Genomic DNA, 14,264 nt, shown 5'->3' on the forward strand with positions numbered 1-14,264 from the left:
TCGGAGACTACGGCCGCCGCGTCACCGGCAACCGCTCGTACCAGTAGCGCATGTTCCGCACGTGCGCCAGGTGGGCCTCGCCCGTCTGGCCGGCACACCCCCACACCTGAAAGCCGCCCTGCTCAACACGCGAAATCACGTGCATCCCCGCCGGGCCAGGCTCATCGACCGCCCGCCGCTGCGCACCCGCGCAGGCAATCAGCGCGTCCGCCGTCTCGTGCGTGCCCGCATACCGGCCCGGCTCGACGTACGAGTGCGTCACCAGCAGCAACTTGCGCCCCGCCGCGGCCTCCTGCGCATACCGGCAGAAATCCCGCACGTCCTCCGGATCAACGCGCCGCTGCCCGTCCGCTGCGACGTAGCCAGCGTACAGCGTGTCCGCGAGATACAACGCATCGATCCGCGCGAAGTACGTCGGCACTTTCAGGATCGCCCGCACCGCCCCGAAGCCGGCGCTGAACGACGACACGCAGACCCGGCCCCACTCGGCGGTCGCCGGAACGCGTCCACGCTGCCGCAGCTCCGCCAACGTCTTTTCCAGAATCGCACCGAAGAGCGCGGGATCCGAAAATGGCCGCTCATACGCGCTGGAGAGTCCCGGGATGCTGACCGTGACGAGCACTGCCTGCATTCCCGCGGCGGCGAATTCGCGTTCGGCCGTGGCCGCACCTCCGTGAAAATGCACGACCAAGTCCACGTGCTCCTTGTCCGCCGGCATTTCCGCGGGCACGAACACCTCACCCAGCGGGCTGAGCCGGAACCGTTCTGCCGCCAACGCCGGCTGCGCCGCCGGTGTCGGCTGTGACGCCGGTGCTGGCTGCGGCGTCGGCGCGACCAGCCCGCGCACCGCGGCCAGCGCCGCCGGGATTTCGCGAAACGACTCCCAGTTGTAGACCGCCACGAAGCGGCATTGCGCGAATCCCAGCGTGCGCTCAAAACTGACCCGCCACCCGGCCTCGTCCGCCGCCCCGCGCCACCATTCGCACGCCGCCCACTGCCGCCGCCCGGCGGCGCGCAGATCCGCCGGCAGCGAACCACAGTCCGGCGGATCATGACTGTAGAAGCTCCAGCCGGGGATCGAATAGTCGTTAATCGCCGGCTTGAACGACAAGTGCTGCTCCCAAGGCGCGTAGGTGCCGCCCTGATGCGTGAAGAGCAGATGTCGCGGCACACCGCGCCGCTGCGCCTCCGCGCTGCAGCGCAGCAGGTACTGCTGCGTGAGGCGCTCCACATCGTCGCGGGTCAACGCTCCGCCGCGCTTGAGGCCCGCCGTGCACGCCGCCGCGTAGCCGAGCGGCGCAACACCGAATGTCCACCCTTTCGCCGGGTCGTGCCCCTGAGGATCACGCGACTCGTCGTCCGGCCACTGTTCGAGGATGCGATTCCCGTCGGGGTAGTAGTACGCGTTGACGTTGATCGACGCTTCCCAGCCCACCTTCAAGCCGCCGAACAGGTACTTGCGCTCCGGCGGCAGCGCGCGGTACCACGCGACGATGATCGGAATCAGCACGTCGTAGCGCCGCCAGTGCTCGGCGAGAAAACGCGGCGACGCGATGTTCGGCGCCGGCGCCACGCGGATCTGCCGGCCCCAGTTGCGCCAGCCGATTTTCACCGCGTGCTCCGGTCCCCACCCGGTCCACTCGACATTCTCACGATTGCGTGGGTCGTACCCGGATCGGCCTGGGTCCCACCAGTTCCACAAGTCCGCGCGCGACTCCCACCAGTTCTGCCCGTCCAGCGTGATCAGCACCGGCACGTCCGCCGCCTGCGCCGCGCTCAGCAGGTTCCGCAGCGCCGCGGCGAGCGTCGCCGGATCATCCTCGAGAATCGAGAACACGAAGTGCACGCCGATCCGCAGGCGCGCGTCCCCCGGCGTGCCAACCGCCTCGATGATCTCGCGACACGACTCCGCGGTGAAGCTCTCCGGCCGCGCTTGCCGCCACGCGCGCGGCCCCCCCGCGGTCGGCGATTTGTTGAAGAAGATGTAGCGCGGCAACTCCCCCGCCGCCACCGGGTCATACGGCTCCCGGCCGGAGGTGACGCACCCGGTCAGCGCAATCACCGGCGCCAGCGCCAGACACAGCGCGGCCATGTTGTGCGACAGTCGCAGTGGCATCCCCGCACTATACCGGCCGCGCCCCGCTCCTGTGAACCGGTCGCATGTCGCCAACCCCGGCGGCGCGGTAAGTTACCCCCCGCGGCGCTGCGCCGCACCGGAGCCCAGCACGATGTTCCCACGGCGTTGTCCACCGCGGCACCCGCGCGCGTCCGCGCTTCTGCCAAGCCTGCTCTTCCTCACCGCGTGTGCCACGGCACCACCCCAGCCGCCCCCGCCCGCCGCGCCGGCTCCGCCGGCCCCGTCAGCACAAGAGGCACCCGCCGCCGATGTCAATCCGCCGCAGTACATTCGGCAGAATTACACCAAGCACGAATACCGCATTCCCATGCGCGACGGCGTGCACCTCTTCACCGCCGTCTACGCACCGAAGGACACGTCACGGCGCTACCCCTTCCTGCTCATGCGCACGCCGTACTGCATCGCCCCCTACGGCGAAGCGGCCTACCCCGAAGAACTCGGCCCCAGCAGCCTCTTCCCGCCCGCCGGCTACATCTTCGTCTACCAGGACGTGCGCGGCCGGTTCATGTCCGAGGGCGAATTCGTCAACATGACTCCGCACCTTGACCGCAAGTCCGGCCCACTGGACATCGACGAGAGCACCGACACCTATGACACCATCGAATGGCTGCTCCACAACATCCCCAACCACAACGGCCGCGCCGGACAGTGGGGCGTCTCGTACCCCGGTTTCTGCGCGGCGGCGGGAATGATCGACGCGCATCCGGCCCTGAAGGCCGTCTCACCACAGGCCCCCATCGCCGACTGGTTCTTCGACGACTTCCACCACCACGGCGCGTTCTTCCTGCCCGATGCATTCAACTTCTTCGCCTCGTTCGGCCAGCCGCGGCCCCAGCCAACCACCGAGTGGCCGCCGGAATTCAACCACCCCACGCCGGACGGATACCGGTTCTTTCTCGACCTCGGCCCGCTGAAAAATGTCAACGCCCGCTATTTCAAGCGCGAAATCGCCTTCTGGAACGACCTCTGCACTCACCCGAACTACGACGAGTTCTGGCAGCGCCGCAACATCCTCCCGCACTTGCGCCACGTCGCGCCGGCCGTCATGACCGTCGGCGGCTGGTTCGACGCCGAGGACCTCTACGGCCCGCTGCAGATCTATCGCGCCATCGAAAAACAGAACCCGGGCATCTTCAACGTGCTCGTCATGGGCCCGTGGGCCCACGGCGGCTGGACCTACTCCGCGGGCGACCAGCTCGGCAACATCCATTTCGGGGCCCCCACCGCGGAGTTCTACCGCGCGCAGATCGAGCTGCCCTTCTTCAACCACTACCTCAAGGACCAGGGCGAACTACAGCTCCCCGAGGCGTATGTCTTCGAAACCGGCGCCAACCGCTGGCGCACATTCACCCAATGGCCCCCGGCGAACGTGATCTCCCGGCCGCTCTACTTCGTCGCCGACGGGGGTCTGGCGTGGAGTGCGCCGTCGGCGTCCGGACGAGTCTGCGATGAATACGTCAGCGATCCAGCCGCGCCCGTGCCGTTCTGTGAGCGGACCGACCCCGACGTGCCGCAGGAGTACATGACGGACGACCAGCGCTTCGCCGCGCGGCGACCGGACGTGCTCGTCTATCGCACGCCGCCGCTGACGGCGGAAGTGACCGTCGCCGGCCCGATCCGCGCGGACCTGTGGGTCTCCATTTCCGGCACCGACGCGGACTGGATCGTGAAGCTCATCGACGTGCTGCCGAGCGACGCGCCGGACAACGATAACACGGTCCCCGGTCCACACCCGGGCGGCTACCAGATGCACGTGCGCAGCGAGGTCTTCCGCGGCCGGTTCCGCAACAGCTACGCGCACCCCGAGCCCTTCGTGCCCGATGAACCCGCCCACGTCGCGTTTGACCTTCAGGACGTCCTGCACACCTTCCAACGCGGACACTGCATCATGGTGCAGGTGCAGAGCACATGGTTCCCCATGGTCGACCGCAACCCCCAGACATACGTCGACAACATCTTCGAGGCCGACGAGGCCGATTTCATCCAGGCCACACACCGCGTGTACCGGGCGTCCGATTACCCCACGCACCTGCAACTTGGCGTGCTGCCGGCCGAATGATCGGCCTCAATAGCAGATCAACTTCCGCGCTGCCCCTGGGCCGATCGGCACACGCGCCAGGATGCGCGCAATGCGCGCACCCGCCCGTCCGTCACCGTACACCGTGCGCCCCCCGGCATGCGTCCGCAACCGCAGCGCCGCCGCCAGCCCCGCGCGCACCGCGGCGTACGTCTCCCCCACCTGCACAACCGAGCGGCCGCCCACCTGCCGCCCGGCCTGCCGCTGCCCCACGTTCACCGACGGCGTACCCGCCAGCGGCGCCTCGATGATCCCGCTCGACGAATTGCCCACCAGCACGTCCGCGGCGAGCAGCGCGCGCAGATATGCGTCCCGCGGCAGCGAGCGCACGACCTCCACATCCCGCGCATGCCGCCGCGCGTGCCGCGCGAGCGCCTGCAGCACGCCGCGATGACCACGGTCGCTGTTCGGATACAGGATAAGCCGCCGCAACCCGCGCTCCGCAACGGCCCGCAGCAGCGCGTCCATCGTCCGCGCCTCGACTGCCGCTGGCCGGCCCCACGCGTGATAAATGACCAGCGCTTGCCCGGCTGCACCCGAGGCGCGCGGCCGCCGGCGTTCGGCCACCAGCTCGCGCAGCCGATCCAGCCCCGGCGCCCCCACGACGTGTACTGACCGCGGGTCCTCGCCCATCCGCACGATCCGCCGGGCCGCATCACGCGTCGCCGCCAGGTGCACATGTGCCAGCTTCGTGATGGCATGCCGCAGCGCATCGTCGAAATCGCCAGACGCGACGTCGCCACCGTGAATATGCGCCACGAGTCGCCCGGTTGTAACGGCCGCCAGCGCCCCCGCCAGCGCCTCGATCCGATCGCCGAGCACCACCACGATGTCCGTCCGCGCCGCCCTGAAGAACCGCGCCAGGCCCGCGACGCCCCGCGCCAGACCCGTGGCCTGATCCAGCGGCGCATCCGAGCCCGACTGCATTGCCACCCGCGCGTCGATCCGCCACCCGTCGCGCACGATTTCATCAACCGTGTGCCCAAACTTCCGCAGCAGGTGCATTCCCGTCACCACGACCTGCAGCTTCAACCGCGGGTCCGCCGCAATCGCCTGCATCGTCGATTTCAACAGGCCATATTCCGCGCGCGTGCCGGTGACCACCGCGATCCGCCGCACACGCCGGCCCCGCCCGCCCCTCATTGCACGTGGTCCCACGTCAGAACCGTATCCGGTGCGATGTTGACCACCGCGTGCCGCCCCACCACCAGTTCCAATTGGTCCGGCGCGATACCACCGCCCGGACGTTTCACCGTCAGCATCACTTCGGTCACCTTCGTCCCCGCCGGAATCGCCACGGCCGCCACGACGCTCTTGCGAGCCACCGCCCGCACATCAGCCTCGACCGCTGACATGCCCAGCACGCCGTTGCCCAGCGCCGTTTCCGCATCCCGCGCCGCCGCCACGTACTCCCGCAACTGCCGCGGCTCGAGCGACATGGCATGGTCCGGACCCGCGGACCCGCGATCCAGCGTGAAGTGCTTCTCCAGTACGCACGCGCCCGCCGCCACCGCCCAGCCGGCAATCGCCGTCGATTCCGTGTGATCGCTGAATCCGCACGGCACGCCGCCAACCTGCCGCAGCGTCGCAAGTGCCCGCAGGTTCGCCTCTGCCAGCGGCGCCGGGTAGCCGCTGATGCAATGCAGCAGGATCAGCCGCGCGCCCGCACCCCAGGCCTTCAGCCGCTCCACCGCCGTTGCGATCTCATCCGCCGTCGCCGCCCCCGTCGAGACAATCAGCGGCAGGCCCGTGTCACTCGCCGGCCGCACCAGCCACGGGTTGTTCAGGTCCGTCGAGGCCAGCTTGATCGCCGGCACGCCCAGCCGCACCAGCCGCGCCACGTCCGGCGGACTGAACGGCGTCGCCAGAAACGCGATTCCACGGCTTCGGCAATGCGCCGCCAGGCTCGCGAAATCCGCATCCGACAGCTCCAGCCGCGCCAGCATCTCCCGCTGCGATGAGGCTCCCGCCGCCTTCTGGTAGCTCGCCGCGTCCGCCGTCGCCGTCACCAGCTCCGCCGCCCGGAACATCTGGAACTTCACCATGTCCGCGCCCGCGTCGACCGCCACGTCAATCATCCGGCGCGCGCGATCCACATTGCCGTCATGGTTGACCCCCGCCTCCGCAATGATCAGTACGCGCTGCCCTTCACCCACGAGCCGGCCGCCAATGTTCACGGCCCCCACCCCCCGGCCCGTGACCGGCGTATTTGCGTACCCACCAGGCGCGGCGAATCTCGTCATGCGAGCGCGACCTGCGGCATGTGTTCCAACACGAACTGCGCGTATTCCAGATCTTCAATCGTGTCCACATCGATGCCGCGCGCCGCCGGCATCGGATACGCGACCACCTTCCGCGGGCAACGATCCTCGACGTAGTCCTCCCAACGGTAGATGTAGATTGCACCGTTGAGCCGATACATCGTCCCCTCGCCGCAGCAGCGCTCGAACTGCCCGTCGCGCCCGATCCGCCCCGCCCACGATTCCCGCACCAGCGGCGACACCGCGACCACGCTGCACGGCGCGTGGTCCTCGAACAGGTCGTACGCGGCCCGAATGTCCCCTGCCGTCCGCAGCGGCGACGTCGGCTGCAACACCATCACCGCATCGTAGCACTCCCCGCGGCGTGCCAAGCAGTCCAGCAGATACAGGTTGGAATCCCGCGTCGGCGTATCATCCGCGGCCAGATGCTTCGGCCGCAGCACGGGACACTCGACGCCATGCTCGCCGGCGACGGCCGCGATGCGCGGATCATCGGTGTTCACGTACACGGCGGCGAGCACCTGACTCTCGAGCGCGGCGACGCACGTGTGCGCGATCAACGGCCGCCCCGCGAACGAGATGAGATTCTTGCCCGGCAACCGCTTCGAGCCCGCTCGCGCGGGAATGAGGGCGACGACCGACATTCGATCTCTCCCAGCCGCACCAGCGGTCGGGAGTCCCACGCCGCCGCGACCCGTCAGATCAGCGTCGGCCGGGGAGCCGGGCCCTCGGCGAAGCGGACACCCGCCAATCGACCCAGCACGACCACCGGCACAATTCGTCCGATAAACAGCGCCAGCATGAACCAAGCCATGCCGTACTGATATAAATCGACACCTTGTCGGATTCCTCTGGAGAGGTTCGCACCCGTTAACGACGCCAGCACGCCCGTCGTCAAGCCAGCGCCCGCGACGCTCGAACTTGCATCGACCAGCGCGTCGGCGAACGACGGCGGTGACTGGTGCGGTGAGCCGATGTGCACCTCGATCAGGAGCGCGCCAAGCGCGATAAGCACGGCGAGCCCCAGGAACGCACCTCCGAGCGCGCTCCCGCAATAGAACAGCTTTCGCGCCGCTTCACCCGGCGCGGACCCCTTGCCGCGCCCGACGAGCGCCGTCAGTGGCGTAAAAAGTGTGATGAACAGCGGCCACTTCAGCCCACCGCCCGCCGAACCGCCGAGCCCGCCGATCAGCACGACGCCCGCGAGGACAACCTTGGTGCCTTCGCTGACCGCGCGATCCGCGAGCGGCTCGGTCTGCATGCCGGCGCCCGACGCCGTGACGACTTGCGTCAGGGCGCGCGTGAAGCGCGTCCCAGCCGGCTGATCCGCCAGCCGCGTAGCTCCGGTTAGCTGCGCGCGTGTGCGCCCGCGCGGCTGTTCCAGTGCCGCGACCAGGCCCGCACAAATCAGCAGCAACACAACGTAGCCGCAGATCGTCGCCACAAGCGCCCTGGACCGCAGCTCACGCCGGCCGACCGCAAGCCACACCGGCCAGCCCAACGCACCCACAAACGCTACGACCGCAAAGCCCCAGCCATGCCGCCCATGCGACCACCCCAGCGACGCGAACGCTGCGATCGCGTTCTGCGCCGCATCCGCTACGTCGCCACCTCCGCCCGCGATCCTCCCGACCAGCGCAGCCAGCACCACGCAGGCAACCTGCAACCCCAGAAACACAGCTACGATCACGCGCAGCCGCGGCAACACCGTACCGCTCGCCGCCCACAGCGGCGCCGCCGCCTGCCGCGCCGCGGCCAGGTACAGCAGCGCGCCGGCCAGCCCCAGCCCCGTCAACACCCAGCGACCCGCTGGCGTGTAATCGTCTTCGATGCTGTACGTCAGCAACCCCGCGCCGCAGACCGCGCTCAGCGCATCGAATCGCGCCTGCCAGACGGGGCGCAGCCCATACGAACCCCGGTCGCGCTCCGACAAGTGCACGCAACGATCGTCGCGCAGCGGCTCGCTACCCAGTGCCGTCAGCACCGCGATCGCCAGCGGAAACCAGACTCCCGGCCGTCGCAGGAAGCTCATGCCTCCAGCCCCAACAGCTTGCGCCACTGCCGAATCTGCTCCAACGCCGCGCCCGGCTCACAGGCTCCGCCTTCCATCTCGCGCAATTGCCGCACGATCGTCTCTTCCGGCTCCTCGAACAGCCGCAATTGCCGCATCCGCCGGCGCTGCACCGCCGCCAACACCGGTCGCTGCGACTCCCGCGAGAACGTCTTTTCCAGTTCGTTCAGCACGGCGTTTGCCCGCTCCAGCACCGCGCGCGGCACGCCCGCCAGTTTGGCCACGTGCAGCCCGTAGCTGCGCCCCGCCGCCCCGGTCACGATCCGGTGCAGGAAAACCACCTGGTCCTCGTACTCGCGCACCGCGACGTTCAGGTTGAACACCGGCTCGAGCAGCTCGCCCAATTCGGTCAGCTCGTGATAGTGCGTCGCAAACAGCGTCCGGCAGCCGCTGCGCGTCGCCAGGTGCTCGGTGATTGCCCACGCCAGCGCGACGCCGTCGAACGTGCTCGTGCCGCGCCCGATCTCGTCCAGGATCACCAGACTCCGCGCCGACGCGTTGTGCAGGATGTTCGCCGTCTCCAACATCTCGACCATGAACGTCGACTGCCCGCGCGCCAGCTCGTCGCTCGCCCCGACGCGCGTGAAGATGCGGTCCACCACGCCCAGCCGCAGCGATTCCGCCGGCACCCAGCAGCCGCAGTGTGCCAGCAGCGTCAGCAGCGCGACCTGCCGAATGTACGTGCTCTTGCCCGCCATGTTCGGGCCGGTGATCAGCGCCAGCGAGCGCCCGCCCGCGCACAACTCCGTGTCGTTCGCCACAAAGCCCGCACCCAGCACCTGCTCCAGCACCGGGTGACGCCCAGCGCGAATCTCCAGCACCGGCTCATCCACGAACTCGGGGCGGCAGCCGTGCCGCACCGCCGCCAGTTCCGCCCACCCCGCGAGCACGTCGAGCCGCGCCACCGCCGCCGCCGCCCGCTGCATGGCTGGGATGTGCGGCGCCAGCCCGTCACGCAGCGCGATGAACAGCTCGTACTCGAGCTCATGCGCCCGGGACTCGGCCGACAGCGCCTCCGACTCGTAGCGCTTCAACTCGTCGGTGATGTATCGCTCCGCGTTCTTCACCGTCTGCTTGCGGACGTAATCCGCCGGCACTCGCGCGCGGTGCGTGTTCGTCACCTCGATGTAGAAGCCAAACACCTTGTTGTACGCGACCTTCAGCGACGGAATGCCCGTCCGCGCCGTCTCGCGCGCCTGGTACTCCGCCAGCCAGCGCTCCCCGTCCTGGGTCAATGTGCGCAGCCGATCCAGCTCTGCATCGAACCCCGCCGCGAAAATCCCGCCCTCGCGCATGGTCAGCGGCGCATCCGGCTGCAAGGCCGCGCAAAGCTGATCCGCAACTTCGTCCAACCCACCCAGCGCCTCCGCCAGCACGTCGCACTCGTCCGACCGCAGCCCCGCCAGCGCCGCCCGCAGCTCGCGCAACCGCCCCAGCCCATCGCCCAATCCGCGCAGATCGCGCGGCGTCGTCCGCTGCACGCCCAACCGGCCCACCATGCGCTCGATGTCACCAACCGCGCGCAGCTCCTTCCGGACCGCGCCACGCACCGCCGCCGCGTCGCGCAGCGCCCCAACCAGGTTTTGCCGCTGGCGAATCTCCACCACATCCCGCAGCGGGTAACACAGCCATCTGCGCAGCAACCGCGCGCCCATCGGATTGCTCGTCCGGTCCACCGCTGCCAGCAGCGTCCCCTCGCGCGCCCCCGTCCGCAGCGTCCGCTCGATCTCCAGCGACCGTAGCGTCACCGGGTCCAGCACCATGTAGTCTGCGCTCTGCACACGCCGCGGCGGCCGCAGGTGCAGCGCCGCCGCTTTCTGCGTCTCACGCACGTACGCAAGCAACCCACCGGCGGCCTGCAGCGCCACATCGACCGTTTCGAACCCGAGCCCCTCCAACGCACCCAGCTCGAAATGCTCGCGCAAGAGTTGCGCGGCCCGCGGCGGCGTGAAGTCCGCCAGACTGCGGTACGTGATCGCCACCTCCAGCCGCGCCCGCAGTTCGGCTTCCAGCGGGTGTCGCCCGACCCCCTCCGGCTCGGGCAGCAGGATTTCCGCCGGATCGATGCGGGCCAGCTCGTCGAGCAGCCCCTGCCAGGCGCCATGGCCGCCGGCGTCGCGCCGACCGGGGCAGGTTTGCACGTCGAATCGGCCGCTGGAGAGTTCCAGCACGGCCAGGCCAGCCTCGCCACCCTGCGGCATGATCGCCGCCAGGACGTTGCTGCGGGCCTGCTCGAGCAGCCCGTCCTCGGTCAGTGTCCCCGGCGTGACAATCCGAACGACCGCCCGGTCAACGACACCCCGGGCCTGGCTGGGGTCCTCGATCTGCTCGCTGATGGCGACCTTGTAGCCGGCGGTGACCAGCTTCGCGAGATAGCCCTCCAGGGCATGGTGCGGGATGCCCGCGAGCGGCGTCTTGCCCCCGTCGCGGCTGGTGAGCGTGATGCCCAGGATGCGGGCTCCCAGCTCCGCGTCGTCGTAGAACATCTCGTAGAAGTCCCCCATGCGAAATAGCAGGATCGCGTCGGGGGCCTGCTGCTTCTGCTCCCAGTATTGACGCATCGCGGGCGTCAGCCGCGCCCCGTCCGGCGGCTGCGTCGTCGGCCGCTGCGGTGTCGACGCTTTCGAGGCCACAATCGGAATCTAGCCGACCCCCAGTGTCCGCGAAAGCCCCCGCCCGGCGCGGGAGTGCAAAGCTCCCGCTTTGCCTCGGGCAGGATCAGGCTCCCGTCTTGCCGCCACCAGTGCAAAACCCCTGTTGACGCGGCGAAACCGGCAGCGAACATAGGCGTGTTGCGATCCTGTTCCGAAGCGAAGGCAGCCGACCATGAAGATCTTTGTCGCCGGCGGTGCGGGGTATGTGGGCAGTCACTGCGTCCGACGACTGGTGGCCGCCGGCCACGATGTAACCGTGTATGACAGCCTCCTCGCTGGCCACCGCCAGGCCGTCGCGCCAGAGGCCACTTTCATCGAGGGCGACCTCGGCGATACCGCGCTGCTCGATGGCGCCATCGAGGGCGGTCGCTTCGACGCCGCCATGCACTTCGCCGCACTGCTCAACGTCGGTGAATCCGTCCAGGTCCCACTGACCTACTGGCACAACAACGTGGTCAACACCCTCAATCTGCTGCAGGCCCTGCAGGCCCACGGCGTCCGGCGGTTCGTGTTCAGCAGCACTTGTGCCGTCTACGGCGAGCCCGACCAGCTACCCATCACCGAGGACCAGCCCAAACGCCCCATCAACCCCTACGGGTGCACCAAGCTGGCAGTCGAGTGGATGCTCGCGCACTCCGCGACCGCCTGGGGCTTGGGCTCGGTTGCCCTGCGGTACTTCAACGCCGCTGGCGCCGCGACCGACGGTGCGCTCGGCGAAGACCACGACCCGGAGATTCACCTGATCCCGCTGGTGCTGCAGGTCGCCCTTAATCAGCGGGCGCACATCAAAGTCTTTGGCGCCGACTACCCGACCCCGGACGGAACCTGCATCCGGGACTACGTTCACGTCGAGGATCTTGCGTCCGCCCACCTCGCGGCAGTCGAAGGCTGCACGCCGGGGCTGGCCGAGGCATTCAATCTCGGGACCGGTTCCGGACACAGTGTGCTGGAGATCGTCGCCGCCTGTCGCACGGTGACCGGGCACGCGATCCCCGTAGTCAGGGCCGACCGGCGGCCGGGGGATCCTGCCGTACTGTACGCGGATGCGAGCCGAATCCGGGTGCGGTTCGGCTGGCAGCCACATTATCGGAGCGTGACCGAGATCATCGCCACGGCCTGGAACTGGCACCGCGCCCATCCGCGCGGATTTCGAAGTTAATCGTGATTTTTTCTGGATGAACTGGACACGTGGTGCGGATATACTACTAGACGAAGTCGATATACTTTAGTGGCGGTTGTGTTGAGGCAAGTTATACATCGATCGCACTCTTAATCTCTTTTAGCTCGATATTCTGATCGTCCCACTCATCCTCGCCTCCCAACGCCGACATTCCAACGAGCCCATGAACGCGGTCTGTTGCTGACCTGCCACCGGAGCTGGTGCGCCGGATTGGCAGTAACGTCGGACCGGGCGGGCATTGCGCCTCCTCTCCTCCTCCCTCTCCGTGCCCACCCTTGCCCGCCCGGTTCCTCGACGTTCTGCCCCGCGACACAGCTTCGGTCAGTGTGATACGAAATGCGTTGTAAGTGCGTGAGGTAGACCCATGAGTTGGCCATTACGCCGGTCCATGATTAGACGAGTCGATGAAGCCTTTGGTCCCGATCTGACGCCAGAAGAGCTGACAGGCAATCTGTCCCTGCTCGAACGGCATCTGAACCGTACCATGAAGTGTACGGCGGGCCGGAACCAGGTTTATATCCGGTCGCTGTTGACCGGACAGTCGACGACCCGGCCGCGCATCGCGCTGAAGTGCCCGCTGCGGCGGGACATTGGCGAGACGCCCGAAGTCTACTTCGAGCACATTCGGGACGTGTGCTGCTCCGATCCGGACCAGTGCCCGGCCTGGCAGGCCTTCAAGAAGCGGCACGTCGTTACGTAGCGCAACACAAGCCGCGGTGCGGGGTCGCGCCGGTACCCTTGGGGAGCGACCCCCACCGACGGCTCACGATAGGGAGCCAGTGGAAAGGGCCCGCCTGCGGTTCACGGTGAACCGCAGCGGGCCCTTCTCCTTATGCCGCGCAGATCATCCGCGGCGAGAAATCGTCCGCCGATCAGGGCAGCCCGGGTGCGGGTGTCGGCTCAGGGGCCGGCTGCGTGGTCGCCACAGGCGGCTGAAACGCCTGTGCCACCGGGGGGTCATCGCGCAGCGCACCAATCGCCTTGTCGTAACGCCCACTCTGTTCAGGCGTTAGAATCGCCCGGACATTCTTGACGAATTGCTCGACGCGCTCCTCCGCCGCTTCCGGCTTTTCCGACCGGGCCGCAGCCGCAGCGGAACGGTACTCGGCGAGCAACGCTTCCAACTTAACGTTTTGTTCCGGCGTCAACCCCAGCTTGCGTGCGGCCCGCAGCACATGCACCGGCCGCAGAGATACATCTCCGGCCGTCTCCGCGCGCTTGCGAACGGCACCCAGACGGCCCTTCTGCTCATCATTCAGCACCGGCGTGAGCTGTTCGAAAAAGTGATTCTCCGCCTGGACCAGCGGGGCCATGTTCCGCAGTTCCTCCTGCAGCCTGTGCGTCAGCTCGACGTCGCCGGCCGTCTGGGCCGCTTTGACCTCGGCGGCCTTGTCCTGAATCCGCTGGAGCAGGTCGGCCGCGTTCTGCTGCAGGTCGGCCAGCTCGGCGTGATAAGTGGCAATCAACGCCTCCGCCTGCTGCATTTGCTGATCATCGAGCCGCAACTGACGGCAAACCCAGCGCAGCTTCTGCTCACCCTGTGGACCGGTCGGCTCCGCCGGACGACCCGGCGCCGGCCGCGGGGCGACTGGAGTGGGCGGCATAGGCGGCGGCTGAGCCACGGCGGACGCCGCACAGAACACACCGATGAACCAGAGCGTTACGCGTCGCATCATCGCACTATCCCCTGCGCAACTTAGGGCCTTCGCGGCCCCGGGCGACCCGCGCCGCCGGCCAGCCACGAGCCCGCTACCTTACTGCGTGGCGGCTGCTCCCGCAACCGACGCCGCGCGAGCCCCCGGGCTGCGAAGACCCCCGGAGGCGGGTATGCTATCCGACCTGACGGTCGCCGGCAGGGTGCGCGGCAGGCAGGCGCGGTGCGAG

10 protein-coding genes are annotated in these 14,264 nt (G+C 68.4%); 3 read left to right on the forward strand and 7 right to left on the reverse strand.

All coding sequences use genetic code 11. From position 1 onward, the window contains the following. Window positions 1–7: 7 nt before the first annotated feature. Window positions 8–2,116, reverse strand: a complete 2,109-nt coding sequence (locus KA383_08085; protein MBP7746079.1) for a hypothetical protein — start codon at window positions 2,114–2,116, stop codon at window positions 8–10. Window positions 2,117–2,228: 112 nt separating this feature from the next. Here KA383_08085 and KA383_08090 point away from each other — a divergent pair, with 112 nt between their 5' ends. Then, complete coding sequence (locus KA383_08090; GenBank protein ID MBP7746080.1) at window positions 2,229–4,196, forward strand: CocE/NonD family hydrolase; 1,968 nt, start codon at window positions 2,229–2,231, stop codon at window positions 4,194–4,196. 6 nt (window positions 4,197–4,202) lie between these two features. Here the strand turns inward: KA383_08090 and neuC are convergent, their stop codons facing one another. The 5 genes from neuC to mutS are packed head-to-tail and all read right to left on the reverse strand — an operon-like array spanning window position 4,203 to window position 11,107. Beyond that, window positions 4,203–5,357 carry a UDP-N-acetylglucosamine 2-epimerase (hydrolyzing) gene (neuC, locus tag KA383_08095; protein ID MBP7746081.1) on the reverse strand — a complete coding sequence of 385 codons (1,155 nt, stop codon included), beginning with the start codon at window positions 5,355–5,357 and terminating at the stop codon, window positions 4,203–4,205. Next, window positions 5,354–6,457: an N-acetylneuraminate synthase family protein gene (locus tag KA383_08100; GenBank protein ID MBP7746082.1), complete on the reverse strand. Its 1,104-nt coding sequence runs from the start codon at window positions 6,455–6,457 to the stop codon at window positions 5,354–5,356. Before KA383_08100 ends, neuC begins: the two co-directional genes overlap by 4 nt. After that, window positions 6,454–7,119 (reverse strand): acylneuraminate cytidylyltransferase family protein, encoded by a 666-nt coding sequence (locus tag KA383_08105; GenBank protein ID MBP7746083.1) that lies wholly within the window; start codon window positions 7,117–7,119, stop codon window positions 6,454–6,456. The genes KA383_08100 and KA383_08105 overlap by 4 nt, the downstream gene beginning before the upstream one ends. Window positions 7,120–7,172: 53 nt before the next feature. After that, window positions 7,173–8,507: a hypothetical protein gene (locus KA383_08110; GenBank protein MBP7746084.1), complete on the reverse strand. Its 1,335-nt coding sequence runs from the start codon at window positions 8,505–8,507 to the stop codon at window positions 7,173–7,175. Continuing rightward, on the reverse strand, window positions 8,504–11,107 hold the full coding sequence (gene mutS, locus KA383_08115) for a DNA mismatch repair protein MutS (protein MBP7746085.1): 2,604 nt from the start codon (window positions 11,105–11,107) through the stop codon (window positions 8,504–8,506). Before mutS ends, KA383_08110 begins: the two co-directional genes overlap by 4 nt. Before the next feature lie 265 nt (window positions 11,108–11,372). Between mutS and galE the strand changes: the two genes are divergently transcribed. Together galE and KA383_08125 are read left to right on the forward strand one after the other, a co-directional pair. Further along, window positions 11,373–12,359 carry a UDP-glucose 4-epimerase GalE gene (galE, locus tag KA383_08120; GenBank protein MBP7746086.1) on the forward strand — a complete coding sequence of 329 codons (987 nt, stop codon included), beginning with the start codon at window positions 11,373–11,375 and terminating at the stop codon, window positions 12,357–12,359. A gap of 409 nt (window positions 12,360–12,768) precedes the next feature. Continuing rightward, window positions 12,769–13,080 carry a hypothetical protein gene (locus tag KA383_08125; GenBank protein ID MBP7746087.1) on the forward strand — a complete coding sequence of 104 codons (312 nt, stop codon included), beginning with the start codon at window positions 12,769–12,771 and terminating at the stop codon, window positions 13,078–13,080. A 172-nt stretch (window positions 13,081–13,252) separates the two neighbouring features. Here KA383_08125 and KA383_08130 read toward each other — a convergent pair whose 3' ends face one another. Then, window positions 13,253–14,056, reverse strand: a complete 804-nt coding sequence (locus tag KA383_08130) for a hypothetical protein (GenBank protein MBP7746088.1) — start codon at window positions 14,054–14,056, stop codon at window positions 13,253–13,255. Window positions 14,057–14,264: the final 208 nt, after the last annotated feature.

The organism is Phycisphaerae bacterium (genome assembly GCA_017999985.1).
Classification (GTDB): Bacteria; Planctomycetota; Phycisphaerae; order UBA1845; family Fen-1342; genus JAGNKU01.

Excerpts from the sequence above, each read along its gene's own strand:
- KA383_08085 (MBP7746079.1), bottom strand. The coding sequence starts at position 2,116 with ATGCCACTGCGACTGTCGCACAACATGGCCGCGCTGTGTCTGGCGCTG.
- KA383_08090 (MBP7746080.1), top strand. The coding sequence starts at position 2,229 with ATGTTCCCACGGCGTTGTCCACCGCGGCACCCGCGCGCGTCCGCGCTT.
- neuC (MBP7746081.1), bottom strand. The coding sequence starts at position 5,357 with ATGAGGGGCGGGCGGGGCCGGCGTGTGCGGCGGATCGCGGTGGTCACC.
- KA383_08100 (MBP7746082.1), bottom strand. The coding sequence starts at position 6,457 with ATGACGAGATTCGCCGCGCCTGGTGGGTACGCAAATACGCCGGTCACG.
- KA383_08105 (MBP7746083.1), bottom strand. The coding sequence starts at position 7,119 with ATGTCGGTCGTCGCCCTCATTCCCGCGCGAGCGGGCTCGAAGCGGTTG.
- KA383_08110 (MBP7746084.1), bottom strand. The coding sequence starts at position 8,507 with ATGAGCTTCCTGCGACGGCCGGGAGTCTGGTTTCCGCTGGCGATCGCG.
- mutS (MBP7746085.1), bottom strand. The coding sequence starts at position 11,107 with ATGCGTCAATACTGGGAGCAGAAGCAGCAGGCCCCCGACGCGATCCTG.
- galE (MBP7746086.1), top strand. The coding sequence starts at position 11,373 with ATGAAGATCTTTGTCGCCGGCGGTGCGGGGTATGTGGGCAGTCACTGC.
- KA383_08125 (MBP7746087.1), top strand. The coding sequence starts at position 12,769 with ATGATTAGACGAGTCGATGAAGCCTTTGGTCCCGATCTGACGCCAGAA.
- KA383_08130 (MBP7746088.1), bottom strand. The coding sequence starts at position 14,056 with ATGATGCGACGCGTAACGCTCTGGTTCATCGGTGTGTTCTGTGCGGCG.